The sequence below is a fragment of the Agrobacterium sp. D14 genome (assembly GCF_001526505.1).
Classification (GTDB): Bacteria; Pseudomonadota; Alphaproteobacteria; order Rhizobiales; family Rhizobiaceae; genus Agrobacterium; species Agrobacterium leguminum.
In genome coordinates this window covers 84097-106422 of sequence record NZ_ASXX01000015.1, presented here as the reverse complement: position 1 = coordinate 106422, position 22326 = coordinate 84097, and the positions used below count along the sequence as shown (strand labels likewise).

Sequence of the window (22326 nt, the reverse complement as noted above, 5' to 3'; positions counted from 1 at the left end):
CGCGCCGACCTGTGGTGGCGCGGGCGTAAAAGCCGGCCGCGATCATCGCCAATGGCGCTGTTTACGGCAGAAGAAAAGGTTCCATCGCCATCTCGCCGGCGCGGATCGTCACCCTGGTATTGGGGGGAACGGCGCACCAGGGCGCGCAATCGAAGGAAAAGGGTTCGGAACTCAATGCGATGCCGTCATCGAGCCCTCGCCAGTAGAGTGTCGGCGGCTTGTCGTCGCTTGACCAGCGGAAGGCATGCAGGCAATCGCCATCCATAAGAACGGCACTGAATCGCAGCGCGGAAGAGACGCCTGCCGCCGTCATCTTTTCCTGGCAGAGCCGCAGCGCGGTGGAAATGGCGCGAACCGGCTCTGCGTCGAGGCCATGGCCGGCGGCAATCAGGAAAATGGCTTCGCTGTCTCCAGTGCCGCGCCGGGATGCATAGATATCGTCGGGGATGAGGGAATCGATATCGCGCCTGATCTGCTCGTAACCGCCGATCTGGCCGTTATGCATGAACAGGTATCGCCCATGCGCAAAGGGATGGCAGTTGGCGCGGGACACTTCGCCTGACGTGGCGGAGCGGACATGGGCCATGAACATGCCCGAGCGGAGCTGGTGGCAAAGCGCTGCCAGATTGGCGTCGGACCAGGCGGGCCTTGTATCGCGAAAAACGCCGGGCGTTCCGCGTTCGCCATACCAGCCAAGGCCGCAGCCATCGCCATTGACGACGGTTTTCGCTTCCCTTGCGGCCATGGACTGGCTGACCAGTGATGCTTCCGGCTCGATCAGAAGACTGTCGAGCCAGACCGGTTTACCGGAATAGGCAAAGAGGCGGCACATTCATGCGGCTCTGTTCAGGGCCTTGTTTCCGAGCGCGAAGCCGACGGCGGCCTTCGCGTGAATGGCGGTCGAATCGTAACCCGGCAGCGGCAGGGCATCGGGATCGATCAGCAGCGAAATCTCGGTGCAGCCGAGAATGACGGAATCGACGCCAAGTGCGCGGGCCTTCTCGATGACCGCGAGATAGCGCTCGCGCGAGCAGGACTTGATTTCGCCCTGGCAGAGTTCGCCGAAGATGATGTCGTGGATCGCAGCCCGGTCTTCCGCATCGGGCACGACCACCTCGACGCCGTGGCGGCGCATGCGGTCGGTGTAGAAACCATGTTCCATCGTGTAGCGGGTGGCGAGCAGCAGCGGCTTGCGGCGTCCGTCCGCCTTCAGGGCTGCGGCGGTTTCATCGATGATATCGATCAACGCCACGCCGGACATCTTCTCCACGGTGTCTGCGACCAGATGCATGGTGTTGGTGCAGATCAGCACGCAATCGGCGCCCGCATTGGCAAGGCGCGCGCCGGCCGCACCCAGAAGCGCACCTGCCTCATCCCAGCGATCGGCCTTCTGAAGGGCGACGACTTCGGAAAAATCGAGCGAATGCATGACGATGTCTGCCGAGACCAGCCCGCCGCGGCTGTCGCGCACGGCCTCGTTGATCATGCGGTAATAGGTTGCGGTGGATTCCCAGCTCATGCCGCCGATCAGGCCGATCCGTTTCATAAGAGTTCCCTTATCAAGTTTGATTGAAAATAAGAATGCCATCGTCGGGACGAAAACGGCATGCGTTTTTGCAGGGATTTCGCGGCCTAGATGCAAAACTAGGGCGCTCTTTCTCTAAAGATCGCAAATTTCTTGCGCTGTTGCGTTAACCTGTGCATTCTTTATCGATGATTGATGATCGCGACCGCCGAATCCTTGCGATTCTCCAGGAAAATGCAGAAACGCCGCTCGCCGATATCGCGGAGGAAGTGTCGCTGTCGCTATCGGCCTGTTCACGGCGCATTACGCGGCTGCGGGCGGAAGGTTATGTGACGGGTACGATGGCGCTGCTCGACCGGCGCAAGATCAACCTGCCGACCACGGTTTTCCTGCTGGTGAGAACCGGCCTGCATGCGGAGGACTGGCTGGACCGGTTCCATGCCGCCGTCAGCACCATACCGGAAATTGTCGAGGTTCACCGGCTGACCGGTAATTTCGACTATATTCTGAAACTCGTGCTGCCGAATGTCGAATATTACGACACGATCTACAAACAGATCCTGCGCCGTGTCGAGCTTTACGACATGTCCGCTTATATCTCCATGGAGACGGTGAAGCTGTCGTCTTCGCTGCCGACGACACATATCTGAGCGATGATCGAACCTTGGTCAGCGTCCCGCCACGAAACGAACACCGAAGCGGAAGCTTCGCGTCTCGCCCGGTTGCAGCGCAATCGCATCCGCGAGTTCCGGCTGGTTGAAGGCGTTGGTCGGCGTTTCCACCGGTTCGAGCGCGATGGATTGCCGCCTGTCGCGGGCGAGCGTATCGCCGGTGAAGACATGCATGTGCCCGCGCTCCTGCCATACCGTCAGGCTCGAACCGTCGTGCCGGTTTTCCAGCCTCGTCTCGTAAAGCCCGTTTTCGGATGCGATGAGGTCGGTGAAGCAGACATCGAGCACATGACCGGCCAGCGGCGCATGGAGAAAGCGGGTGTCGTCCCGTTTGACCATCCCGCCCTGTGGATCCCGAAGGGGGATCAGGTCTTCGTCTGTTTCAATCGCCGTTCGCGAGGGCAGTGTGAGAAGAAGATCGTCGATAGACGTCGTGCCGGGCAGGCGGAAATAGGGATGCCAACCGGCGGCGAAAGGCAGGGGTCGGCCGTCGCGATTGATGCCGCGTATGTCGATGGTGATCTCATGGCCGGCGAAACGATATTCCACCTCGATGGCAAGCCGATAGGGATAACCCTTGAAATCCGCAGGCGCTATTTCGGCGCGGAATACGAGAATGTGAGCGCCGTTTTCCTCGAAAGACTGCGCAAGCGCGAAGGGCAGGGCTCTGGCAAATCCGTGGAAGACGAGGGCTTCATGGGCAAGCACCGGCTCGATGCGATGCATCTGCCCGCCAAAACCGAACCGACCATCCGGGACGCGATTGGTGAAGGGGGCGAGAATGCCGTTTCTCACGCCGTTTTGCGACTGCATTTCGGCAGGCGTCGAATATCCGTCGACAAGATTTTCGCCTTCGCCGCCATCGGCAGAGACCGGTCGCCAGCTTAAAAGCGTCGCGCCCTCGTAAGCGATTTCGGCAGTGAAACCGTTTCCAGAAACGGTCAGACCGGCAATCCCCGTGCCTGTGGTGGAGGTAGTCATCGGGAAATTGTCCTTTGCATGCATGCGTCTGCGGTCATCGGGGCAGCTGCCGTGCCGATTCGCCCGATCATCTTCGCTGAAGGACAATTTCGCAATGGCCGTTAAGGGCCCGCATGGGCTGTATCAACAGGCTCCTGCCATCCCATGTCTGCTGGGCGATCAGTCCGGAAAAGTGCGTTTCGCGCCGCTAAAATATTCCATCAGCGCGGCCTGATCCTCTCCACCCAGCCCGGCCGCCGTCAGCATGCGGTGCACCTCGGCGCAAACCGCTGTCAGCGGCATGGCCGTGTTGGTGCGCCGGGCGAGATCCTGCGCGCCGTTGAGGTCTTTCACCATATTGTCGATGCGGCCGGTGCGGCGGTAATCCTTCGCCACATAACGCGGCATATATTCCTGCAGGATGGCACTGTCGGCCCGGCCGCCCTTCAGCGCCTGCGGGATTTTGGCGGCATCGACGCCGGCATCCAGCGCCAGCTGGGTTGCTTCCGCCACCGCAAGGAAGTTCAGCCCGCACAGAACCTGGTTGATGAGTTTCGTCGTCTGCCCCGCGCCGCAGGGTCCCATGTGGGTATAATTGCTGGCCACATGCCGCAGCACGCGATGCGCATCGGCCACATCCGTTTCGCTGCCGCCGGCCATCAGCGTCAATTGCCCGATGAGCGCCTTGGGCGCGCCGCCCGAAAGCGGGCTGTCCACCCAGCGCAGGCCTTTTTCCGCGGCATCTGCCGCCAGTTCCTTCGTCGCTTCCGGGTCGATGGAGGACATGTCGATGATGAGCGTGCCGGGCTTCGCCCCCGCCGCGACGCCATCCTTGCCGAAGACGGCAATACGAACGATTTTCGGCGAATTGAGGCTGAGGATGACCACATCGGAAACCGAAGCCGCTTCCGCCGCCGTACCCGCGCTCTGCGCGCCAAGACTCGTCAGCGCCGCCACCTTTTCCGCATCCAGATCGAAAACCGTCAGCTGATTTCCGGTCTCGATGAGCCGTGTGCCGATTGCCCCGCCCATGGCGCCGGCGCCGATCAGGGCGACTTTGTTCTTCTCGGTCATGGTGTTCACGGCCTCCTCCCAAAGTGTCGTGGTGTCGTCGGTTCAAAACCGGATGGCGGCCGCAGCCGGCCATCCGGTTTCGGTGTTTTTAAAGCGAAGCGGTGATGCCGCCGTCGACATAGAGAATATGTCCGTTCACGAAGGATGAGGCATCGGACGACAGGAAGATGCAGGCGCCGACAAGCTCTTCGACCTTGCCCCAGCGACCGGCGGGCGTGCGCTTTTCAAGCCATGCCGAGAAGGTCTCGTCCGCCACCAGGGCCGCGTTGAGCGGCGTGTCGAAATAACCGGGTGCGATGGCGTTGCATTGCAGGCCGTATTTGGCCCAGTCCGTCGCCATGCCTTTCGTCAGGTTGCCGACGGCGCCCTTGGTGGCGGTGTAGGGCGCGATGCCGGGGCGGGCAAGGGCGGTTTGAACGCTGGCGATGTTGATGATCTTGCCACGACCGCGGCTGATCATGTGGCGCGCGGCCGCCTGTCCGGCGTGGAACACCGAGGCGATGTTGGTCTGCAGCAGGCGCTCGAAGGCATCTGCCGGAAAATCCTCAAGCGGCGTGCGGTGCTGCATGCCGGCATTGTTGACCAGAATATCGATGGGACCGACTTCCGCCTCGAAACCGTCGATGGCCTTGCGCACGGCTTCATGATCGGTGGCGTCGAAGGCAAGCGTTTTCGCACCCTTGATGCCGGCGGCGGCGGCTTTCAGCTTCGCCTCATCGCGCCCGTTCAGCACCACTTCCGCTCCCGCTTCCGCCAGCCCTTGCGCCAGCGCGAAGCCGATGCCTTGGGACGAACCCGTGATCAGGGCGCGGCGGCCGGAAAGATCGAACAATTTAAGGCCCACTGTTTCCTCCAGTCTCTCGACATTGCATTCGTACAGGTTTATGTTATCGATAACATTCATCCCTTTCAGACGTGGATGTCAAGGCTTAAACGCCCGGTTTCGGTACGGATCGGGTGGGCGAGGAGGTCGCACGACGTGCAAATGCGCGGCAGGCGGCGGTGACAGGGATGCGGATTATTTTGTCGCGCCGCTCAAGCGCGATGTCGAACGGGAGATATTTATGAGAGCGATTGTTGCCCATGGGGCAAAGGATGTGCGCATCGAGGAGCGGCCCGAGGAAGCGCCAGGGCCGGGAGAAGTGCGGCTCCGTCTGGTCCGGGGCGGAATTTGCGGCAGCGATCTGCATTATTACAACCATGGCGGTTTCGGCGCGGTACGGCTTCGTGAACCCATGGTGCTCGGCCATGAGGTCTCCGCCGTCATCGAAGAACTGGGCGAGGGCGTGGAAGGGCTAAAGGTCGGCGGTCTGGTTGCCGTTTCGCCGTCCCGCCCATGCCGAACCTGCCGCTTCTGCCAGGAAGGCCTGCACAACCAGTGCCTCAACATGCGCTTTTATGGCAGCGCCATGCCTTTCCCGCATATTCAGGGCGCTTTCCGTGAGGTTCTGGTGGCCGACGCCCTGCAATGCGTGCCGGCCGATGGGCTCAGCGCCGGTGAGGCGGCCATGGCGGAACCGCTGGCGGTAACGCTGCATGCCACGCGCCGCGCTGGCGATTTGCTGGGGAAACGCGTGCTCGTCACCGGTTGCGGCCCGATCGGCATCCTCTCCATTCTGGCGGCGCGCCGTGCCGGCGCGGCTGAGATCGTCGCCACCGATCTTTCCGATTTCACGCTTGCCAAGGCGCGAGAGGCCGGTGCGGATCGTGTCATCAACAGCAAGGATGAGCCCGACGCACTTGCCGCCTATGGCGCGAACAAGGGAACCTTCGATGTTCTCTATGAATGCTCTGGCGCCGCCGTGGCGCTTGCCGGCGGTATTGCGGCGCTTCGTCCGCGCGGCATCATCGTCCAGCTCGGCCTTGGCGGCGATATGAGCCTGCCGATGATGGCGATCACCGCCAAGGAACTGGATCTGCGCGGCTCTTTCCGCTTCCATGAGGAATTCGCCACCGGGGTCGAATTGATGCGCAAGGGCCTGATCGACGTTAAGCCGTTCATCACCCAGACCGTCGATCTCGTCGACGCCATCTCGGCCTTCGAATTCGCCTCGGACCGCAGCCGTGCGATGAAGGTGCAGATCGCTTTTTCGTAAGCAAGGTTTCTGCGCGCGAATGTGCCGACGTTTCGATCGGCGGCGGGTCATCCCGCCGCCGATTTTTTTCGGCGGGTTCTTGCCCGTGGAGACTCGTGAAGATGTTATCGATATCATCAACTGCTTTGGGTACGTCATTCCGGCCTTGAGCCGGAATCTAGCCGGCGCGCGTCTGCGCGGCGAGAGAGTCCTTTCAGCCCAAGGACTTGGGCTGGCTGGATTCCGGCTCAAGGCCGGAATGACGGAGGGAAAGTGACGGACGCCAGCAAACGCCCCAGCCTGTCATCCCCCCTAACACGACTGCCGCATATTTTGCCCCGGGCTGCACCCACGACCGTCTTTACCGGCGTCGTTTCTGCCCATTTGCACATTTTGACGCAGGTCAAAAAGGTGATTTGCCGGCTGCCGTTTTTTGCGTTATCGAAATTTCAGAAATTACTGAAAATTCAGGAAACGTAAAAATGCCAACCAGCCTGTCCCCGCTCGTTCAGTCCTTCGTGCTGCATTTCGGTGAGATGGGCAGCCGCTGGGGCATCAACCGCACCGTCGGCCAAGTCTATGCTTTGCTTTATATTTCGCCGCAGCCGCTGTGTGCGGACGAGATTGTGGAGGCGCTCGGCATTTCCCGTTCCAACGTGTCGATGAGCCTGAAAGAGTTGCAGGCGTGGAACCTTGCAATTCTCAAGCATTTTCCCGGCGACCGGCGCGATTTTTTCACGACGCCTGACGATGTCTGGCAGATTCTCCGCACCCTTGCCGAAGAGCGCAAGAAGCGCGAGATCGATCCCACGCTCAGCGTGCTGCGTGAAATTCTGATGGAGACGCCGGAAAACGAAGATGAGCGGCATGCGCAAAAGCGCATCGACGAGATGAAGACGCTGATCGAGCAGCTGACCGGCTGGTATGACGATGTGAAGCGGCTGGAGACGGAAAGGCTGGCTTCGCTTCTGGCGCTCGGTTCGAAGGTCACGAAGCTTCTGGAGGCCAAGGACAAGATCGTCTCCCTCGCCAGACCCCGTGGCGCGAAGAAGGACGGGTGAGGAGAACGGCCGTGAGCATGTCCGTGGAAATCCGCCAGGGGGCCGATGGTGACGGGTCTGTCTGTCCCGCTCCGCTTGGAGTCTCGCCCGACGCGAGGTGTCGGCGCTTCTTCAGCAATTCCAACCGCAAAACCTCACACGACAGAGCCGCCGGGTGGGCGAAAATGACACGCTCGCCGGCGGTTGGGAGATCCGTGGCTCTGCTGCATGTGCTGGCGGCTTTGCTCTGGCTGCCGCAGGCAGGTTTGCTTGCCTTTTCAGTCGGAAGAATTGCCGATGGCGCGCCGATGATGGCGATCGTACCGGCTGCGGCTGCGGTTCTCATCCTCGGCCTCATCAAGGCATGGCTGGAAAAGATCGCGTCGCGGCTGTCGTTTCGTGCCGCTCGTGCGGCGCTGTCGCAGCGGCGGCTGGAAGCGCTGCAGGCTGTGGCGAAGGTTTCCCCGCTCGATCTGTCGCGCACCGCATCCGGCGAGGCGGCAGGCGTCGTGGCCGAGGCGGCGGAAGCGCTGGTGCCTTATCTTTCCCGTTTTCAGCCGGCGCGGATGAAGGCGACCATCGTGCCGCTGGTTTTCGTGCTGGCGATCCTGCCCTTTACCTGGATTGCGGCGCTGGTGCTGTTGCTCGCCATGCCAACCATCCCGCTTTTCATGGCGCTCATCGGCTGGCAGGCCAGGGCCGCCAGCGAAAAGCAGCTTGCCGAGACGGGCAATATGAATGCCTTCCTGCTCGATCGCCTGCGCGGGCTGGAAACGATCCGCACGCTTAAAGCCGTCGATTGACGGCGGAACGTCTCAGCGCCGATGCGCAAAACCTGAAGAAGCGGACGATGGCGGTGCTCAGGATCGCCTTTCTCTCCTCGGCGGTGCTGGAGCTTTTCGCGGCGCTCGGCGTTGCCATGACCGCCGTCTATATCGGATTTCATCTGCTCGGATTTCTCGATTTCGGCGCCTGGGGCGAGAAGCTGACGCTCGCCGAGGGCCTCTTCATCCTGCTGCTGGCGCCGGCCTTTTTCGAGCCGCTGCGGGAACTCTCCGCCGTCTGGCACGACCGCGCGGCCGGCGAAGCGGCGCTTGATGCGCTCGGCAAATTGACGGCCGGCGGTGCTGCCATCGCGGGCGAGGGTGCGGATGTGGCGTCTGTCCTATCCCCGACGCCGGGCCTGCTGGAGATAGATAATCTCTCCTTCGCTTATCCGAGCGCCCCACCTATCATCCAAAATCTCAACCTGACCGTTCAGCAGGGTGAGCGGGTAGCAATTCTTGGGCCTTCCGGTTGTGGCAAATCCACTGTACTCTCCTTGATTGCCGGGCTGGCCGAGGCTGGAGAGGGCTCGATCAGGATCGGCGGCGTCAAGCTCGAGAATGCGACGGCGGATGAGCTGCGCAGGACGATCGGCTGGGTCAGCCAGAAGCCGTTCTTTTTTGCCGGTTCGCTGAAGGCGAATATTCGCTTCGGCCGTTCGGTTGTCAGTGACGGTATGGTGGAAGAGACGCTGCGCCGCACCGGGCTCGATAGCTTGTCGCATGCGCGACGGCATCTGCAGATCGGCGATGGCGGATATGGAATCTCTGGAGGGGAGGCGGTGCGGCTTGCCATTGCGCGTGCTTTCGCAGACCCCGCAACGCAGCTTGTTCTGGCCGATGAGCCGACAGCCCATCTCGACCGCGAAACGGCTGCTCTCGTTACGGATAACCTGCTGCAACTGGCAAATGGCAGGACATTGATCGTCGCGACCCATGATCCGGTGCTTGCGGCACGCATGGACAGGATCGTGGATATGACGGCGATCCATTCGAGGGGGCAGCCATGATCGCGCGTTTTGCGATATTGAAACCGATTATCGGCCTGTTCTGGTCGGCGCGGCGCGGCATGCTGCTGGCGGGCGCGGTTCTGGCGGTAACGACGGTGCTGGCGGGCATCGGCCTTCTCGGCGTTTCCGGCTGGTTCATCACCGCAACGGCAATTGCCGGTCTTCTGCCCGCAACGGCCTATGCCTTCGATGTCTTTGCGCCTTCGGCCGCCATTCGTCTTCTGGCGCTGGCGCGCACCGCCGCCCGTTACGGCGAACGCATGACGACCCATGACGCCACGCTTTCCGTGCTTGCAGCACTTCGGGAAAAGCTGTTTCGCGGGTTTGCCGCGCCGCAGGCCGCGAAATCCCTGGAGGCGAGGCCTGCGCGCCTGCTGAACCGGCTGACGGCGGATATCGATGCGCTGGATTCGCTCTATCTGCGCGTGCTGGTTCCCGCCGCCGTGGCGGTCCTTGCTGCAATCGCGACAGGTCTCGGGCTTGCTTTTCTCCATCCTCTGGCGGGCATTCTGACGGCGGTTTTCCTCATCGCGGCGGGGCTTGGAGTTTCGGTTCGCGCCGCCTTGCGGGCGGAAACATTCTCGCGCCGCCGGGCAATCGGGCTGGAAGCCCTTCGGGCCCGCACGGCCGATCTCGTAAGCGGGCAGACGGAGCTCTTGACCACCGGCCGCCTTTCCGCGCAGGTCGCGGCGGTGAAACGGGCGGATGATTACCTCTCTGCCTGCGATGATACCCTGAACCGTATCGAAACCAGTGCCGGTTTTTCCTTCGGGTTTTCAGCGGCCGTTCTTTTGAGCGCCGCCCTTCTCGGCATGGCCTGGCTTGCGGAACAGGGGGCGGTGAGCGCGCCGGCCGCAGCACTCGGGCTGCTCGTCTGTTTTGCCGCGCTGGAGCCTTTCACGGCGCTGCGCCGTGGAGCGATGGAACTTGGGCGCACATTGTTTTCCGCAAGGCGCATCGCGCCGCGTCTTTCGGCAACGTCTGAAGGCCGCTGTCCCGTCTCGCCGGTCGACGGCATGGCGGCAGAGCTCAAAAATGTGCGTCTGGAGCGGGACGGGAACGACAATCCGGTCCTGACGAATATCAACCTTGCAATCGCCTCCGGGGAACGGGTTGCCATCATCGGCCAGAGCGGTGCGGGCAAGACAAGCCTCATCCAGCTTCTGGCGGGTGCATTGCAGCCGGCTGCGGGCACGGTCAACGCCCTGCCGTCCACCCTGATGACGCAGCGCAGCCAGCTTTTCCGCGACAGTATCGCCGACAATCTGCGGCTGGCGAAACCCACCGCAACCGGGGCCGAGTTATGGGACGCGCTCGAGGCGGCAGGCCTTGCCGAACACGTCAAATCTTTGCCGACCGGGCTGGAGACAAGGCTTGGCGAGGCGGGCCAGGGGCTTTCCGGCGGCCAGTCGCGCCGGCTGGCGCTCGCCCGTTTCCTGCTCGCCGACCGGCCGCTCTGGCTTCTTGACGAGGTGACGGAAGGGCTGGACGGCGAGACCGCCCGCGACGTGCTCACCCGGCTGTTTGCGAGGGCGCAGGAAAAGACTGTCGTGATGATCACCCATAATCGCCGCGAGGCGGAATTTGCCGATCGCATCATCGTGCTGAAAGAGGGGCGTCAATTTGATGAATGTCAAAGCGGCACCCCGGAATACGGCGTAGTGCTGGAGACACTGCGCCCGGACTGAGATTTTTTGAGAGCCGGCGTCGTCTTGAAAATGGAAGGCCGGCCTTCCGGAAAAGGTGGATAGGACTATGGAACTCGACATAGTGGCGCTGTCGCGCCTGCAATTTGCAGTGACGGCTTTATATCACTTTCTGTTCGTTCCCCTGACGATCGGACTATCGGTGGTGATCGCCATCATGGAAACGGTCTATGTCATGACCGGCCGCACGGTCTGGCGGCAGATGACGAAATTCTGGGGCACGCTGTTCGGTATCAACTTCGTGCTCGGCGTTTCCACCGGCATCGTCATGGAATTCCAGTTCGGCATGAACTGGAGTTATTACAGCCATTATGTCGGCGATATTTTCGGTGCGCCGCTGGCGATCGAGGGCATGATGGCCTTCTTCCTGGAAGCCACCTTCGTCGGCCTGTTCTTCTTCGGCTGGGACAAGCTGTCGAAACTCGGCCATCTCGTCGCGACATGGTGCGTGGCGCTCGGTTCGAATTTTTCGGCGCTATGGATATTGATCGCCAATGGCTGGATGCAGAACCCTACGGGTTCCGCTTTCAATCCCCAGACCATGCGCATGGAAGTGACTGACTTCTTCGAGGTCCTGTTCAACCCGGTTGCGCAGGCGAAGTTCGTCCACACGGTTTCCGCGGGCTATGTCACGGCCTCCATCTTCGTGCTCGGCGTTTCGGCCTGGTATGTGCTGAAAGGCCGTCATGTCGATCTCGCCAAGCGTTCGATGACGGTTGCCGCCTCCTTCGGTCTGGCGTCCGCGCTGTCGGTCGTCGTGCTGGGTGATGAAAGCGGCTATCTCTCCACCGAACACCAGAAGATGAAGCTCGCCTCCATCGAGGCCATGTGGGAAACCGAGCCGGCCCCGGCTCCCTTCACGGCCATCGGTTTTCCCGATCAGGAAGCACGCGAAACGCATTTCGCCGTGAAGATCCCGTGGGTGATGGGCCTTATCGGCACCCGCTCGCTCGACACGCAAATTCCGGGCATCAACGATCTGGTGGAGCAGGCCAAGACCCGCATCCGCGACGGTATCAAGGCCTATGACGCGCTGATGCAGATACGCGCCACCGGCAAGGGCGCGGAGTTGCCGGAAGAGGTGCGCGGCACCTTTGCCGAACTCGGCCATGAGCTCGGTTATGCCCTGCTGCTGAAACGATATGTCGACGATCCGCGCCAGGCGAATGAAGAGCAGATCGCCAAGGCGGCGGCGGATACCATTCCGCATGTTCCGACCCTGTTCTGGTCGTTCCGCATCATGGTCGGTCTTGGCATCTTCTTCATCCTGCTGACGGCGACGTTCTTTTATCTTTCGGCCCGCCGCCGGCTGGATCATTATCCGTTGCTGCTGAAAGTGGCGGTCTTCGCCATTCCCCTGCCGTGGATCGCGGCGGAAATGGGCTGGGTGGTGGCCGAGTTCGGCCGTCAGCCATGGATCATCGAGGGCGTGCTGCCCACGGCCGCGGCCGTCTCCAGCCTCAGCGCCTCCACCGTCCTCATCACGCTCCTGTGTTTCATCGCCATCTACACGGTGCTGTTCATCGTCGAAATGGGGCTGATGCTGAAGGCGATCCGCAAGGGGCCCGAGCCGGACCATGAGCCGGAAGCGCCGCTCGTTCCTGAAAAACTCGTCGCTGCGGAGTAAACGATCATGATATTGCACCAACTCATCGACTACGAAATCCTCCGCGTCATCTGGTGGCTGCTGCTTGGCGTGGTGCTGATCGGTTTTGCCGTGACCGGCGGTTTCGATCTCGGCACCGGCGCGCTGCTGCCCTTCGTGGCGAAAACGGATATTGAGCGGCGTGTCGTCATCAATTCCATCGGCCCGGTCTGGGAAGGCAATCAGGTCTGGCTCATCCTTGGCGGCGGTGCGATCTTCGCCGCCTGGCCGCCGCTTTATGCGGTGTCGTTTTCAGGGTTTTACCTGGCGATGTTCGCCACCCTGTTTGCGCTGATCCTGCGGCCGGTTGGTTTCAAATATCGCTCCAAGCGTGAAAGCGCCGCCTGGCGCACCGGCTGGGACTGGGCACTCTTCATCGGCGGCTTCGTTCCTGCGCTGATCTTCGGCGTGGCCATCGGCAATGTGCTGCAGGGCGTTCCCTTCCACCTCAATGACGACCTCAGGATTTTCTATGACGGCACGACGCTGTTCGAGCTTCTGAACCCCTACGCCATCCTCTGCGGTCTCGTTTCCGTCGCCATGCTCATCATGCACGGTGCCGCATGGCTGGTGCTGAAGACGGATGGCCCGGTCGCTGCCCGCGCGCGCGGTTTCGGCAGCATTGCGGCGCTTGCCACCACCGTTCTTTTTGCGCTCGGCGGCGTCTTTCTGTGGCTCGGTGTCGATGGCTATCGCTTCACCTCGGAGGTCGTGACCGATGGTCCGTCCAATCCGCTGTCGAAGACGGTGGAGGTTGCGGGCGGTGTCTGGTTTGCCAATTATGCGGCGCATCCCTGGATGATGCTGGCGCCGGCGCTCGGTCTTGCCTTCCCGCTCGTCGCTTTCGTCTTGTTCCGGGCCCGCAGGGAAGTGCTGGCGCTGCTTTCCAGCTCGCTTGCCATTTTCGGCATCATCGCAACGGTGGGGCTAACGATGTTTCCCTTCATCCTGCCGTCTTCGGTCGATCCCAAATCGAGCCTGACGGTATGGGATGCGTCGTCCAGCCATATGACGCTGTTCATCATGCTGGTCGTTGCCCTCATCTTCATCCCGATCATCGTCGCCTATACGTCATGGGTCTATCGCGTGCTGTGGGGCAAGGTGGATGAAAAGGCGATCCGCGACGACAGCGGTCACGCCTACTGATATTCAAGAAAGAAGGAGATCGAACATGTGGTATTTCGCCTGGCTGCTCGGCCTGCCTCTCGCCGCCATCTTCGCCGTCATGAACGCCATGTGGTATGAGCTGATGGAAGAAAACGCGAAAAAGGCCGAAGCGAAGCTGGATAAATAGGGCTTTGGCGGAAGCCTCTCCTCCGTCATGTCGGACTAGATCCGGCATCCAGCCACGACGCGTCTGCGCCGTGAAAAGAGTTTCTCGCGATCATGGACTTGATCGCGCTGGACCCCGGATTTGGTCCGGGGTGACGGAGTGCGGATGATGCAACTCCGCCAAATATAAAAGGGCGGCATCCGGTTGGGATGCCGCCCTTTTGGGTACACAGCCGTGCCGGCGATGCGCGGCGTCAGTGGATCGCGATGCCGCGCTTGTCCGCTTCTTCCTTGATGATGTCTTCGACGATGGCTCTGTTGAGATTTGGATTTCCCAGAAGATAGTCGTCGGCGATCTCGAAGATCGATTTCGGATTCTCGGTCCTGTGCAGGGTGTCGAGGTCCTGGCCGATCTGCTCTCGAAGGCTGGAATAGTCGTCCATCGCGGCGCTCCCGTTTATCGGTTCAATCCAGAAGGTCGGCCGGAACCTTGCCGCCGTTTTCGGACAGCTTCTTGATGACGGCCTTGTGCAGCCAGATGTTCATGGTCGCCGAATCCGAAGTGTCGCCGGTATAGCCGAGTTCGCCGGCCAGTTCCTTTCGGGCGCTGAGGCTGCTGTCCAGATTGAGCGCTTTCAGAAGGTCGACGATCGAATGTTTCCAGTCGAGTTTCTGGCCATTCTGCTTGACCGCCGCATCCAGGATCGAAGCGACGTCGACATTGCCGGCGGGGGCCGGAGCCGCGGCTGTCGGCGCGGGTGCTGCCGGTGCGGCCGGGCTTGCCGTGGCTGCCGGCGTGCCGGCCGGAGCCGAAGTCTGCGGTGCGGCCTCGGCCTTGCCGAAAATAGCGTTCTTGATCTTGTCGAAAAAGCTCATGGTGTCCTCCCCTTAGCGGCGAAATGCCCGCCCGACGGCGATGAGAATGCAGGCGCCGATGAAACCGGCGATGAGATAGCCAATCCAGCCTCCGAGCGAAATGCCCACGAGCCCCAGAAGGAAATTGGCGACGATGGCGCCGACAATGCCGAGGATAATGTTCATGAAAAGACCCATATTGCTTTTCATGAACTGTTCGGCGAGCCAACCGGCCACGCCGCCGATGATGATTGCTGCAATCCAGCCAACTTGTGCGTCTTCCATAACAAGCCTTTCCTTTGTGAGAGAGGTCCGCAGGCATATGGACAGGCTTTTGCGCGCACTGATCCCCCCGCCTTGAATAGACCTCAGGCGGAGCAATAACGGCGATATGGGCGATTGGTTCCGTGCGGCGAACTATGCGCCGCATATTCTTTAGCTCTGGCTTTGAAAGTCGAGGCCGATATCGAGAACCGGCGCGCTGTGGGTCAGCCAGCCGACGGAGATGAGATCGATGCCGGTTGCGGCGATGGCTGCGGCCGTCTGCGGATTGATGCGGCCGGACGCTTCGGTAATGGCGCGACCGGCGACGATCCCCACCGCCTCGCGCAGCTGTTCGGGTGTCATATTGTCGAGAAGGACCGCATCGACGCCCTCATCCATGACCTCGCGCAATTGCGCAAGCGTATCGACCTCCACCTCGATCTTGACGAGATGCCCCACGCCCTGCCGGGCGCCGCGGATAGCGTCGCGCACGCCGCCGGCCACGGCGATATGGTTGTCCTTGATGAGAACGGCGTCATAAAGCGCAAAACGGTGGTTCATGCCGCCGCCGGCCCGCACGGCATATTTTTCCAGCGCTCTCAGCCCCGGCGTCGTCTTGCGGGTGCAGGCGACCGAGGCCTTGGTGCCGGCAATGGCGGCAACGATTTTTGCGGTGACGGAAGCGATTCCCGACAGGTGGCCGAGGAAATTCAGCGCCGTGCGCTCCGCCGTCAGAAGGCCGCGCGAGGGGCCTTCGATTGTTGCGATGATATCGCCGGGCGCCACGGCGGCCCCATCCTGCACATGCCGTTTCATCACGATGGCCGGATCCACGAGCTGGAAAGCCAGTTCCGCCGCGTCGAGACCGGCAATAACGCCTGGTTCGCGCGCGGCCATGACGACGACCGAACGATGATCGGCGGGAATGACGGCGGCGGACGTGATGTCGCCCGCCAGTCCGAGGTCTTCCAGAAGAGCGTTGCGCACGAGCGGTTCGATGATGAGGCGTGGCAGGGGTGAAAGGGTCATGTCAGGCGCTCCGCGCAAGGCTGGCCGAAGAATGGCTGGAAGAGGAGAATTCATGGGCGATGGTGAGGACGTCGCTGAGGTTCAGCCTGCGCCTCGTCGCCGTCGCATGTTTTTCAGGGAAATCGTCGCGGAAATGCGCGCCGCGCGATTCCGTGCGCAGCGCCGCAAAGACGGCGATGGCCAGCGCGACAAGGGCAGGATCGGATGCCGGGCCGTTCCGCTCAGCCAGTGGCAGAAGATCGCGGATCGCGCCCGTCAGCCCTTCCGCATGTCTTACGATGCCGAGATGGCGGGAAACGATGGGCCGGACGGGGGAGAGGTCGGCTGCCGGGAAATCAGGCACGGGGAGCGTTGCGATATCCGCTGCCTGTTTTCCCGCATATGCCGGCCTGCCGGCAATGTCTTGCCCCGCGCGCATGCCCATGGCCGCCGCTTCCAGCAGGGAATTGCTGGCAAGCCGGTTCGCGCCATGAAGGCCCGTGCAGGCGGTTTCGCCGGCAACCCAAAGGCCCGGCACCGAGCTTCGGCCTCTGCCATCGGTGGCGACGCCGCCCATATGGTAATGCACCGCCGGGCGCACCGGCACGAGCTCACGGGCCGGGTCTATCCCGGCCTCGCGGCAGAGCAGGTCGATTGAGGGGAAGCGGGTGGAAAAGCCGGAGCCGAGCGCCTTGCGGGCATCGAGAAAGACCTTGCCGCCACGCAGTATTTCGCGGTCGATGGCGCGGGCGACAATATCGCGCGAGGCAAGTTCCGCACCCGGAACGGCAGCCATGAAACGTTCGCCGTTTTCGTTGAGAAGCAGCGCGCCTTCGCCCCGCACCGCTTCGCTCACCAGCGCCAGCGGTCGTCGGGGCGAGGAAAGCGCTGTCGGATGGAATTGCACGAATTCCATATCGGCGAGGATGGCCCCGGCGCGGGCGGCGAGCATGATGCCCTGCCCGAAATTGCCGGAGGGATTGGTTGTCGCCTCATAAAGCCCGCCGAGGCCGCCGGTGGCGAGAACGACCTGGCTTGCCGGCAAAGTGAAGCAGCCTTTTGGCCCGATGCAGGCGAGACCGGCGATGACGCCGTCTTCCGTCAGCAGGCGGCGAACCTCCGTGCCTTCCAGAACGGTTATGGAGGGCGTGCGAAGAACGGCGGCGGCGAGAGCCCTGACGATGGCCGCGCCCGACCCGTCGCCTTCGGCATGCAGGATGCGCCTTCTGCCATGGGCGGCCTCCAGCCCGAAGACGAGCCTGCCCTCGGCATCCCGGTCGAAGCGCACTCCGGCCCGCTCCAGCGCCTCGATGACGGCGGGGGCGGCGGAAACGATCTCTGCGGCCATTTCCGCGTCGCAGAGGCCGTCGCCTGCGGCGAGCGTATCGGCAAGATGCAGTGCGGCGCTATCGTCCGGCCCGAGGCTGGCGGCAATGCCGCCCTGCGCCCAGGCGCTGGAGGTCTCGCCGCCGAGAGCGCCGCGTGTCAGAAGCAGCACGGGCTGCGGCGCAAGCGTCAGCGCCGCCATCAGGCCCGCAATGCCGCTGCCGACAATCACCGTCCAGCCCGTATGCGACGGGAGGCGTTCGCTCATACTTCCAGCATCCTTTCCACGGCGCGGCGGGCGGCGACAGCGATGGCCGGGTCGACCGTCACTTCGTGGCGGTTTTCCTCCAGCGCTGTGCGGATATTGCCGAGCGTGATGCGCTTCATATGCGGGCAGAGATTGCAGGGGCGGATGAATTCGACATCCGGGTGATGCACGGCGACATTGTCGCTCATCGAGCATTCCGTCAAAAGCACCACGCGGGCGGGGCGCTCGCGGCCGACATAATCCGACATGACGGCGGTGGAGCCGGAAAAATCCGCAGCCTCGACGACATCGGGCGGACATTCCGGATGCGCCAGCACGGTGACGCCCGGATGGCTTTCGCGCAATTCGCGAATATCATCGGCGGTGAAAAGCTCGTGCACTTCGCAATGGCCGCGCCAGGCGATCAGCTCGACATTGGTTTCCCGCGCCACGTTCTTCGCCAGATATTCATCCGGCAACATCAGCACGCGCGGCACGCCGAGCGATTCCACCACCTGACGGGCATTGCCGGAGGTGCAGCAGATGTCGGAGGCCGCCTTCACCGCCGCAGACGTGTTCACGTAGGTCACGACCGGAACGCCGGGATAGGCCTTGCGCAGAAGCGCGATGTCCTCGGGCGTGATGGAATCGGCCAGCGAACAACCGGCGGCCATATCCGGAATGAGCACGGTTTTCTCCGGATTGAGCAGCTTTGCCGTCTCGGCCATGAAATGCACGCCGGCCAGAACGATGACATCCGCTTCCACCTCCATCGCCTTGCGGGCAAGGGCGAGGCTGTCGCCAACGATATCGGCGACGCCGTGGAAGATTTCCGGTGTCTGGTAATTATGGGCGAGGATGACGGCATTGCGCTTGCGCTTCAGCTCGAGGATCGCCTCCACATCGTCCTGAAAGCCCATCCATTCGGCCTTGGGAATGACGCGGGCGACGCGGTCGTAAAGGCTTGCGGCGGAAATTTGCTCGTTCACGGTGCTCTCCCATTTATACTCTTTTTGAGTATATCTAGAGCAAAGACATATTCTCATTGTGAGCATATGTCAATTGCGGGAGAGCGGCAGTTTCGTTCCGGAAAGGGCGCGTTCATCGAGAACGGTTTGGCGGAAGCGGAAGAGCTTTGCCGGGCGTCCGCCGGTTTCGGTCGCTATCTCGCCGGTCTCTTCCACCAGTTGCTGCTGTTCGATAAGCCGGCGGAAGTTCTGCTTGTGCAGCGTAAGCCCGGCCAGCGCCTCGATGGCGCGCTGTAGCTGCAGGAGCGTGAAGGCGTCGGCCATCAGTTCGAACACCACGGGGCGATATTTGATCTTGGCCCGCAGACGCGCGATGCCGGTGGCAAGGATGCGGCGGTGATCGGCAAACATCGGCCTGCCGAAATTGATCCGCGGTTCGCCCTGCGCCTCTTCGACCAGCCCGGCTTCATACAGCAACTCGTAACGCTGCAGGGTCAATTCCTCGTTCCAGCCGCGGCCATCGAGGCCGAAGGTGAAATCGGCGCGCAAATGGCGCTGGCTTTTGGAGGCGGGATCGGAATCCGCCCAGGCGCGCAGCCTGTCGATGATGCTGTCCAGAACTTCCGGGCGTCCCTGACGGTGATCCTCCCAGGGGAAATATTCGTACCAGCCGTGCCAGAGCGGGCGTTTGCCGCCGGAGGCTTCCTGTTCGCGAACCAGCCCGAGATAACCGATAGAGATGGTTCTGCCGCCTAAAATGTCGTTGTTGCGGTCGCGATCGGCGAAAGTATAGAGTTGTTCGAGATAACCGACGGGGTGATGGGTCTGTTCGTGAATCCATTCCCGCAAGCCGCTCTGGAGGGTTCTGTGCCCGAATTCGAACGGTCCCGACGGAAGTGCTGCACCTTCCCGAACTGTCATGACCCGCGGCTCATCCGTGGTGATGGCGGTGACGACGGCGATGAGTTCGGCATGGGCAAGCCCGATGGTCACGGCGGCTCCTCTGGTCGTTGGCGCAAGATCAATCTTCTTTGGCACAGGAAGGTTGCTTCGCCAACATGGCGGCCGAAAAGGGCTGTCGATAAGTAGTCTGACTGAAAACCGGACGCCATCAGACAAAAGGATGAATTCTTGTGGTTAGTCGTCCGTCATCTGATATGTTACAGACCCGCACGAGCATTTCAGACTGTAGAAGGCCGATGTTGGAAAACATATCCCTCGAAGAGACACTTGTGGGTTACTACACCTGGAATGTCGGGCAAAATCTGGTTTATCTGGATGCCGTGGCCGCCCGCCTGCGCGAATTTTCGCCGGAAGAAGCCGCCTGCGGCATTCCGGTCGAAGATTTCATCGCGCAGATCGAAAGCGGCTCGCGGGCGCGTGTCGCCAAGGCGGTTTATAATTCGCTGACAAATGGCGTGTTTTATGATCAGGAATACCGCATTGAGCTCAAAGTTGGCGGTTTCCGCTGGCTGCGGACAACGGGAAGAGTGATCCTGGATGGCGACCGGATCCCGATCATGGCCATGGGCACGGTGCGGGATGTCAGTGCCGGCAAGATTTTATTGATGTGATAAGCGGCGGACCTCTTCGCGAGGCGGCGGCCGATCGATTTTAATTCGTTCATTGTTTTGACGTTGCGGTGACATGGTCCGGCAGATCGCAATTTTGCTGTTTCAGATCGTTCTGGCCATTGGCCTCGGTATAGCCGGCATCCGCATCGCCTCGCTCGTCAATGGCGAGGCAACCCCGGCGCCAGCAGGCCTTGCGGCCAATACGGAACTGCTGTGGACGACCTCGCCCGTGCGGGTCGATCCGCGTAGCCAAAATTACGAGCGCATTCCGACGCCTCCCGATCTTTATCCGCTGAAAATGCATGCGGACCAGCGCCTGCGGGTGATTTCCAGCAGCCGCTTCACTTTCAAGGGCAAGGAATTCCGCCTCGCCGGCGTGGAGGATGTCGAGCGCAACCGCGTTTGCACCGGCCCCGACGGCCGCCGTTACGCCTGCGGCCTCAACGCTTTCAAAGCACTGGAGAACCGGCTGCGCGGTAGATATCTCGAATGTCGGACGGTGGAGGAAGGTGGTGCCGGCGGTTCCGTGGAGTGCCGGATCAACGGGCAGGATGTACGGGCGCTGCTGCAATAGGCGATCAGGTCGAACGGCTTGCGAGATGCGCGAGGGCGACTGGCCGAAGGGAAGGTATTTTTTGTCTGGGAAGGTTTGGTGGAGCTAAGCGGGATCGAACCGCTGACCTCTTGCATGCCATGCAAGCGCTCTCCCAGCTGAGCTATAGCCCCATAAGGGTTCCGGCATTTCTTCCGGTTCCGGGAACCGAAGCGGTTGTTGTTCCGTTCGGTGGCGGCTTACTACTGCGGCTTTCCGACGAGTGCAAGCATAAAAAACGGCCCGGCGTCATTTTTTTGTCGTCGGGCCGAATTATCAAGTAAAATCAAGCTTCTTCGTCGTCGCCCGATACGCCGATGATGCCGGACATGTCGTCGTCGTCATCTTCGTCGTCGGTTTCGAGGAAGGTGTCGTCGTCGTCATCGATTTCGACGTCATCGTCGTCGCCGAGATCGGGGATATCGTCGCCGTTGTTGTCGCCATCGGCATCTTCCAGCGAGACGAGTTCGACTTCCGTGTTTTCGGTATCGACTTCCGCCACTTCCTCTTCTTCAGCCTGCTCCATCTTGGCCTGGGCGGTGCTTTCCTCGAAGAAGGAGAGCGGCCAGGACTTGCCGGTGTAGGGAGAAACGACCGGATCGCGGTTCAGATCGTAGAACTTCTTGCCGGTATCGGGGTCTGTGCGCTTGGTACCAAGTTCCGCTTTTGCCACTGTCTAAGCCTCAAATTGTCGAATGAGTTTCGGTGTGTACGCCGTAAAACCGGCATAGACGGTAAAATTTATAGCCGGTCCCCTTAATCGTTGCGCTCTTTCGTGTCAAAGACAAACTTCGGGTGCCGCCCGCCTCGGCGCAACCCCTATGCGGGGATGCTGATATAAATAGGAAGGCGTTGCGCACTCTATTATATGAATGACGAATGCACAGGCGGAAAGCTTCATGACCTTCACGATCGCCATAGACGGGCCGGCTGCGGCGGGCAAAGGAACCCTGTCGCGCAGGATTGCCGAGACCTATGGTTTCCACCATCTCGATACCGGGCTGACCTACAGGGCGACCGCCAAGGCGCTTCTGGATGCGGGCCTGCCGCTCGATGATGAGGCCGTGGCTGAGAAGATCGCGCTGGAAGTCGATCTTGCGGGGCTCGATCGCACCGTTCTTTCCCGGCACGATATCGGTGAGGCCGCATCCAAAATCGCGGTGATGACGCCGGTGAGGCGCGCGCTCGTGAAGGCGCAGCAGCGTTTTGCCGCAAAGGAGCCGGGCACGGTGCTTGACGGACGCGACATCGGCACGGTGGTATGCCCTGACGCGCCGGTGAAGCTTTACGTCACGGCCTCTGCGGATGTGCGGGCGCGACGCCGTTACGATGAAATTCTGGCCAATGGCGGCAGCGGCGATTATGATGCCATTTTCGCTGAAGTGAAAAAACGCGACGAGCGCGACATGGGCCGCGCCGACAGCCCGTTGAAGCTGGCTGAAGACGCGCACTTGCTAGATACGTCGGAAATGAGTATAGAGGCGGCGTTTCAGGCCGCGCGGACGATCATCGACGCCGCCCTGAAGAGATAGGTTTCTCGCGGAACGGCTTCCTGCCGTCTGCGTTTAGTCCGGAATTGCCCGAAGACATGTCCTTGCGCCGGAAAGCCTTTTGAAAAGGCGGGCATGGGGTCGGGTATCAACAACACTAGCCCACCGGCGCTTTTGTATTCGCCATTGCGCGGATGCAA

Annotated in this window: 24 protein-coding genes, 1 tRNA gene and 1 pseudogene; 12 read left to right on the top strand and 14 right to left on the bottom strand. The window is 61.5% G+C overall.

Going from position 1 to position 22326, the window contains the following annotated elements:
- Positions 1–61: 61 nt before the first annotated feature.
- The gene (locus L901_RS12210; protein WP_059756958.1) at positions 62–832 is read right to left on the bottom strand and encodes a class II glutamine amidotransferase; all 771 of its coding nucleotides are present in this window, start codon (positions 830–832) and stop codon (positions 62–64) included.
- The gene (locus L901_RS12205) at positions 833–1546 is read right to left on the bottom strand and encodes an aspartate/glutamate racemase family protein (protein ID WP_035223929.1); all 714 of its coding nucleotides are present in this window, start codon (positions 1544–1546) and stop codon (positions 833–835) included.
- Positions 1547–1713: 167 nt separating this feature from the next.
- On the opposite strand from L901_RS12205, the gene L901_RS12200 reads away from it, so the two are divergent.
- On the top strand, positions 1714–2175 hold the full coding sequence (locus L901_RS12200) for an Lrp/AsnC family transcriptional regulator (RefSeq protein ID WP_003522155.1): 462 nt from the start codon (positions 1714–1716) through the stop codon (positions 2173–2175).
- Positions 2176–2193: 18 nt separating this feature from the next.
- Here L901_RS12200 and L901_RS12195 read toward each other — a convergent pair whose 3' ends face one another.
- From L901_RS12195 to L901_RS12185, 3 genes are all read right to left on the bottom strand, one after another.
- The gene (locus tag L901_RS12195) at positions 2194–3177 is read right to left on the bottom strand and encodes an aldose 1-epimerase (RefSeq protein ID WP_059757005.1); all 984 of its coding nucleotides are present in this window, start codon (positions 3175–3177) and stop codon (positions 2194–2196) included.
- A 159-nt stretch (positions 3178–3336) separates the two neighbouring features.
- Positions 3337–4230, bottom strand: coding sequence for an NAD(P)-dependent oxidoreductase (locus tag L901_RS12190; RefSeq protein WP_035263414.1), 894 nt, complete (start codon positions 4228–4230; stop codon positions 3337–3339).
- Between the two features lie 88 nt (positions 4231–4318).
- Entirely contained in the window at positions 4319–5074 is a 756-nt protein-coding gene (locus L901_RS12185) for an SDR family oxidoreductase (RefSeq protein ID WP_003522158.1), read from the bottom strand.
- A 220-nt stretch (positions 5075–5294) separates the two neighbouring features.
- Between L901_RS12185 and L901_RS12180 the strand changes: the two genes are divergently transcribed.
- From L901_RS12180 to cydX, 8 genes and pseudogenes are all read left to right on the top strand, one after another.
- Positions 5295–6326: an L-idonate 5-dehydrogenase gene (locus L901_RS12180; RefSeq protein ID WP_059756955.1), complete on the top strand. Its 1032-nt coding sequence runs from the start codon at positions 5295–5297 to the stop codon at positions 6324–6326.
- Between the two features lie 252 nt (positions 6327–6578).
- Positions 6579–6785: a hypothetical protein gene (locus L901_RS27065; RefSeq protein WP_147401507.1), complete on the top strand. Its 207-nt coding sequence runs from the start codon at positions 6579–6581 to the stop codon at positions 6783–6785.
- Positions 6786–6787: 2 nt separating this feature from the next.
- A complete protein-coding gene (locus tag L901_RS12170; protein WP_003522458.1) occupies positions 6788–7366 on the top strand; it encodes a GbsR/MarR family transcriptional regulator in 579 nt (192 codons plus the stop codon).
- Between the two features lie 17 nt (positions 7367–7383).
- A pseudogene (gene cydD, locus L901_RS12165) lies at positions 7384–9179 on the top strand (thiol reductant ABC exporter subunit CydD).
- A complete protein-coding gene (gene cydC / locus L901_RS12160) occupies positions 9176–10867 on the top strand; it encodes a thiol reductant ABC exporter subunit CydC (RefSeq protein ID WP_059756948.1) in 1692 nt (563 codons plus the stop codon). Before cydD ends, cydC begins: the two are co-directional and overlap by 4 nt.
- 67 nt (positions 10868–10934) lie before the next feature.
- Complete coding sequence (locus tag L901_RS12155) at positions 10935–12512, top strand: cytochrome ubiquinol oxidase subunit I (protein ID WP_059756945.1); 1578 nt, start codon at positions 10935–10937, stop codon at positions 12510–12512.
- 6 nt (positions 12513–12518) lie between these two features.
- Positions 12519–13676, top strand: a complete 1158-nt coding sequence (gene cydB / locus L901_RS12150; protein WP_059756943.1) for a cytochrome d ubiquinol oxidase subunit II — start codon at positions 12519–12521, stop codon at positions 13674–13676.
- Between the two features lie 25 nt (positions 13677–13701).
- Entirely contained in the window at positions 13702–13824 is a 123-nt protein-coding gene (cydX, locus tag L901_RS12145) for a cytochrome bd-I oxidase subunit CydX (RefSeq protein WP_003508602.1), read from the top strand.
- A gap of 232 nt (positions 13825–14056) precedes the next feature.
- On the opposite strand, the gene L901_RS12140 is transcribed toward cydX, so the two are convergent.
- The 7 genes from L901_RS12140 to L901_RS12110 all read right to left on the bottom strand — a co-directional run bounded on the left by L901_RS12140 (position 14057) and on the right by L901_RS12110 (position 19463).
- On the bottom strand, positions 14057–14245 hold the full coding sequence (locus tag L901_RS12140) for a hypothetical protein (RefSeq protein ID WP_020010007.1): 189 nt from the start codon (positions 14243–14245) through the stop codon (positions 14057–14059).
- Positions 14246–14267: 22 nt separating this feature from the next.
- Positions 14268–14678 carry a DUF3597 domain-containing protein gene (locus tag L901_RS12135; RefSeq protein ID WP_059756941.1) on the bottom strand — a complete coding sequence of 137 codons (411 nt, stop codon included), beginning with the start codon at positions 14676–14678 and terminating at the stop codon, positions 14268–14270.
- 12 nt (positions 14679–14690) lie between these two features.
- Positions 14691–14942, bottom strand: coding sequence for a GlsB/YeaQ/YmgE family stress response membrane protein (locus L901_RS12130; protein WP_003522465.1), 252 nt, complete (start codon positions 14940–14942; stop codon positions 14691–14693).
- Between the two features lie 150 nt (positions 14943–15092).
- Positions 15093–15950, bottom strand: a complete 858-nt coding sequence (nadC, locus tag L901_RS12125; RefSeq protein ID WP_059756938.1) for a carboxylating nicotinate-nucleotide diphosphorylase — start codon at positions 15948–15950, stop codon at positions 15093–15095.
- A 1-nt stretch (position 15951) separates the two neighbouring features.
- Positions 15952–17523: an L-aspartate oxidase gene (locus tag L901_RS12120; RefSeq protein ID WP_059756935.1), complete on the bottom strand. Its 1572-nt coding sequence runs from the start codon at positions 17521–17523 to the stop codon at positions 15952–15954.
- Entirely contained in the window at positions 17520–18491 is a 972-nt protein-coding gene (gene nadA / locus L901_RS12115; RefSeq protein WP_059756932.1) for a quinolinate synthase NadA, read from the bottom strand. Before nadA ends, L901_RS12120 begins: the two co-directional genes overlap by 4 nt.
- A 69-nt stretch (positions 18492–18560) precedes the next feature.
- Positions 18561–19463, bottom strand: coding sequence for a hypothetical protein (locus L901_RS12110; RefSeq protein ID WP_059757002.1), 903 nt, complete (start codon positions 19461–19463; stop codon positions 18561–18563).
- A 206-nt stretch (positions 19464–19669) separates the two neighbouring features.
- On the opposite strand from L901_RS12110, the gene L901_RS12105 reads away from it, so the two are divergent.
- Both L901_RS12105 and L901_RS12100 read left to right on the top strand, forming a co-directional pair.
- A complete protein-coding gene (locus L901_RS12105) occupies positions 19670–20044 on the top strand; it encodes a PAS domain-containing protein (RefSeq protein WP_059756929.1) in 375 nt (124 codons plus the stop codon).
- Between the two features lie 73 nt (positions 20045–20117).
- Positions 20118–20618: a hypothetical protein gene (locus L901_RS12100; RefSeq protein ID WP_059756926.1), complete on the top strand. Its 501-nt coding sequence runs from the start codon at positions 20118–20120 to the stop codon at positions 20616–20618.
- 76 nt (positions 20619–20694) lie between these two features.
- Here the strand turns inward: L901_RS12100 and L901_RS12095 are convergent.
- Positions 20695–20770 (bottom strand) — tRNA-Ala (locus tag L901_RS12095).
- A gap of 152 nt (positions 20771–20922) precedes the next feature.
- Complete coding sequence (locus L901_RS12090; RefSeq protein ID WP_003522472.1) at positions 20923–21309, bottom strand: TIGR02300 family protein; 387 nt, start codon at positions 21307–21309, stop codon at positions 20923–20925.
- A 199-nt stretch (positions 21310–21508) separates the two neighbouring features.
- On the opposite strand from L901_RS12090, the gene cmk reads away from it, so the two are divergent.
- Positions 21509–22168 (top strand): (d)CMP kinase, encoded by a 660-nt coding sequence (gene cmk, locus L901_RS12085; RefSeq protein ID WP_059756923.1) that lies wholly within the window; start codon positions 21509–21511, stop codon positions 22166–22168.
- The last annotated feature ends 158 nt before the right edge of the window (positions 22169–22326 follow it).

Excerpts from the sequence above, each read along its gene's own strand:
- L901_RS12210 (WP_059756958.1), bottom strand. The coding sequence starts at position 832 with ATGTGCCGCCTCTTTGCCTATTCCGGTAAACCGGTCTGGCTCGACAGT.
- L901_RS12205 (WP_035223929.1), bottom strand. The coding sequence starts at position 1,546 with ATGAAACGGATCGGCCTGATCGGCGGCATGAGCTGGGAATCCACCGCA.
- L901_RS12200 (WP_003522155.1), top strand. The coding sequence starts at position 1,714 with ATGATTGATGATCGCGACCGCCGAATCCTTGCGATTCTCCAGGAAAAT.
- L901_RS12195 (WP_059757005.1), bottom strand. The coding sequence starts at position 3,177 with ATGACTACCTCCACCACAGGCACGGGGATTGCCGGTCTGACCGTTTCT.
- L901_RS12190 (WP_035263414.1), bottom strand. The coding sequence starts at position 4,230 with ATGACCGAGAAGAACAAAGTCGCCCTGATCGGCGCCGGCGCCATGGGC.
- L901_RS12180 (WP_059756955.1), top strand. The coding sequence starts at position 5,295 with ATGAGAGCGATTGTTGCCCATGGGGCAAAGGATGTGCGCATCGAGGAG.
- L901_RS12170 (WP_003522458.1), top strand. The coding sequence starts at position 6,788 with ATGCCAACCAGCCTGTCCCCGCTCGTTCAGTCCTTCGTGCTGCATTTC.
- cydC (WP_059756948.1), top strand. The coding sequence starts at position 9,176 with ATGATCGCGCGTTTTGCGATATTGAAACCGATTATCGGCCTGTTCTGG.
- L901_RS12155 (WP_059756945.1), top strand. The coding sequence starts at position 10,935 with ATGGAACTCGACATAGTGGCGCTGTCGCGCCTGCAATTTGCAGTGACG.
- cydB (WP_059756943.1), top strand. The coding sequence starts at position 12,519 with ATGATATTGCACCAACTCATCGACTACGAAATCCTCCGCGTCATCTGG.
- cydX (WP_003508602.1), top strand. The coding sequence starts at position 13,702 with ATGTGGTATTTCGCCTGGCTGCTCGGCCTGCCTCTCGCCGCCATCTTC.
- L901_RS12140 (WP_020010007.1), bottom strand. The coding sequence starts at position 14,245 with ATGGACGACTATTCCAGCCTTCGAGAGCAGATCGGCCAGGACCTCGAC.
- L901_RS12135 (WP_059756941.1), bottom strand. The coding sequence starts at position 14,678 with ATGAGCTTTTTCGACAAGATCAAGAACGCTATTTTCGGCAAGGCCGAG.
- L901_RS12130 (WP_003522465.1), bottom strand. The coding sequence starts at position 14,942 with ATGGAAGACGCACAAGTTGGCTGGATTGCAGCAATCATCATCGGCGGC.
- nadC (WP_059756938.1), bottom strand. The coding sequence starts at position 15,950 with ATGACCCTTTCACCCCTGCCACGCCTCATCATCGAACCGCTCGTGCGC.
- L901_RS12120 (WP_059756935.1), bottom strand. The coding sequence starts at position 17,523 with ATGAGCGAACGCCTCCCGTCGCATACGGGCTGGACGGTGATTGTCGGC.
- L901_RS12105 (WP_059756929.1), top strand. The coding sequence starts at position 19,670 with ATGTTGGAAAACATATCCCTCGAAGAGACACTTGTGGGTTACTACACC.
- L901_RS12100 (WP_059756926.1), top strand. The coding sequence starts at position 20,118 with ATGGTCCGGCAGATCGCAATTTTGCTGTTTCAGATCGTTCTGGCCATT.
- cmk (WP_059756923.1), top strand. The coding sequence starts at position 21,509 with ATGACGAATGCACAGGCGGAAAGCTTCATGACCTTCACGATCGCCATA.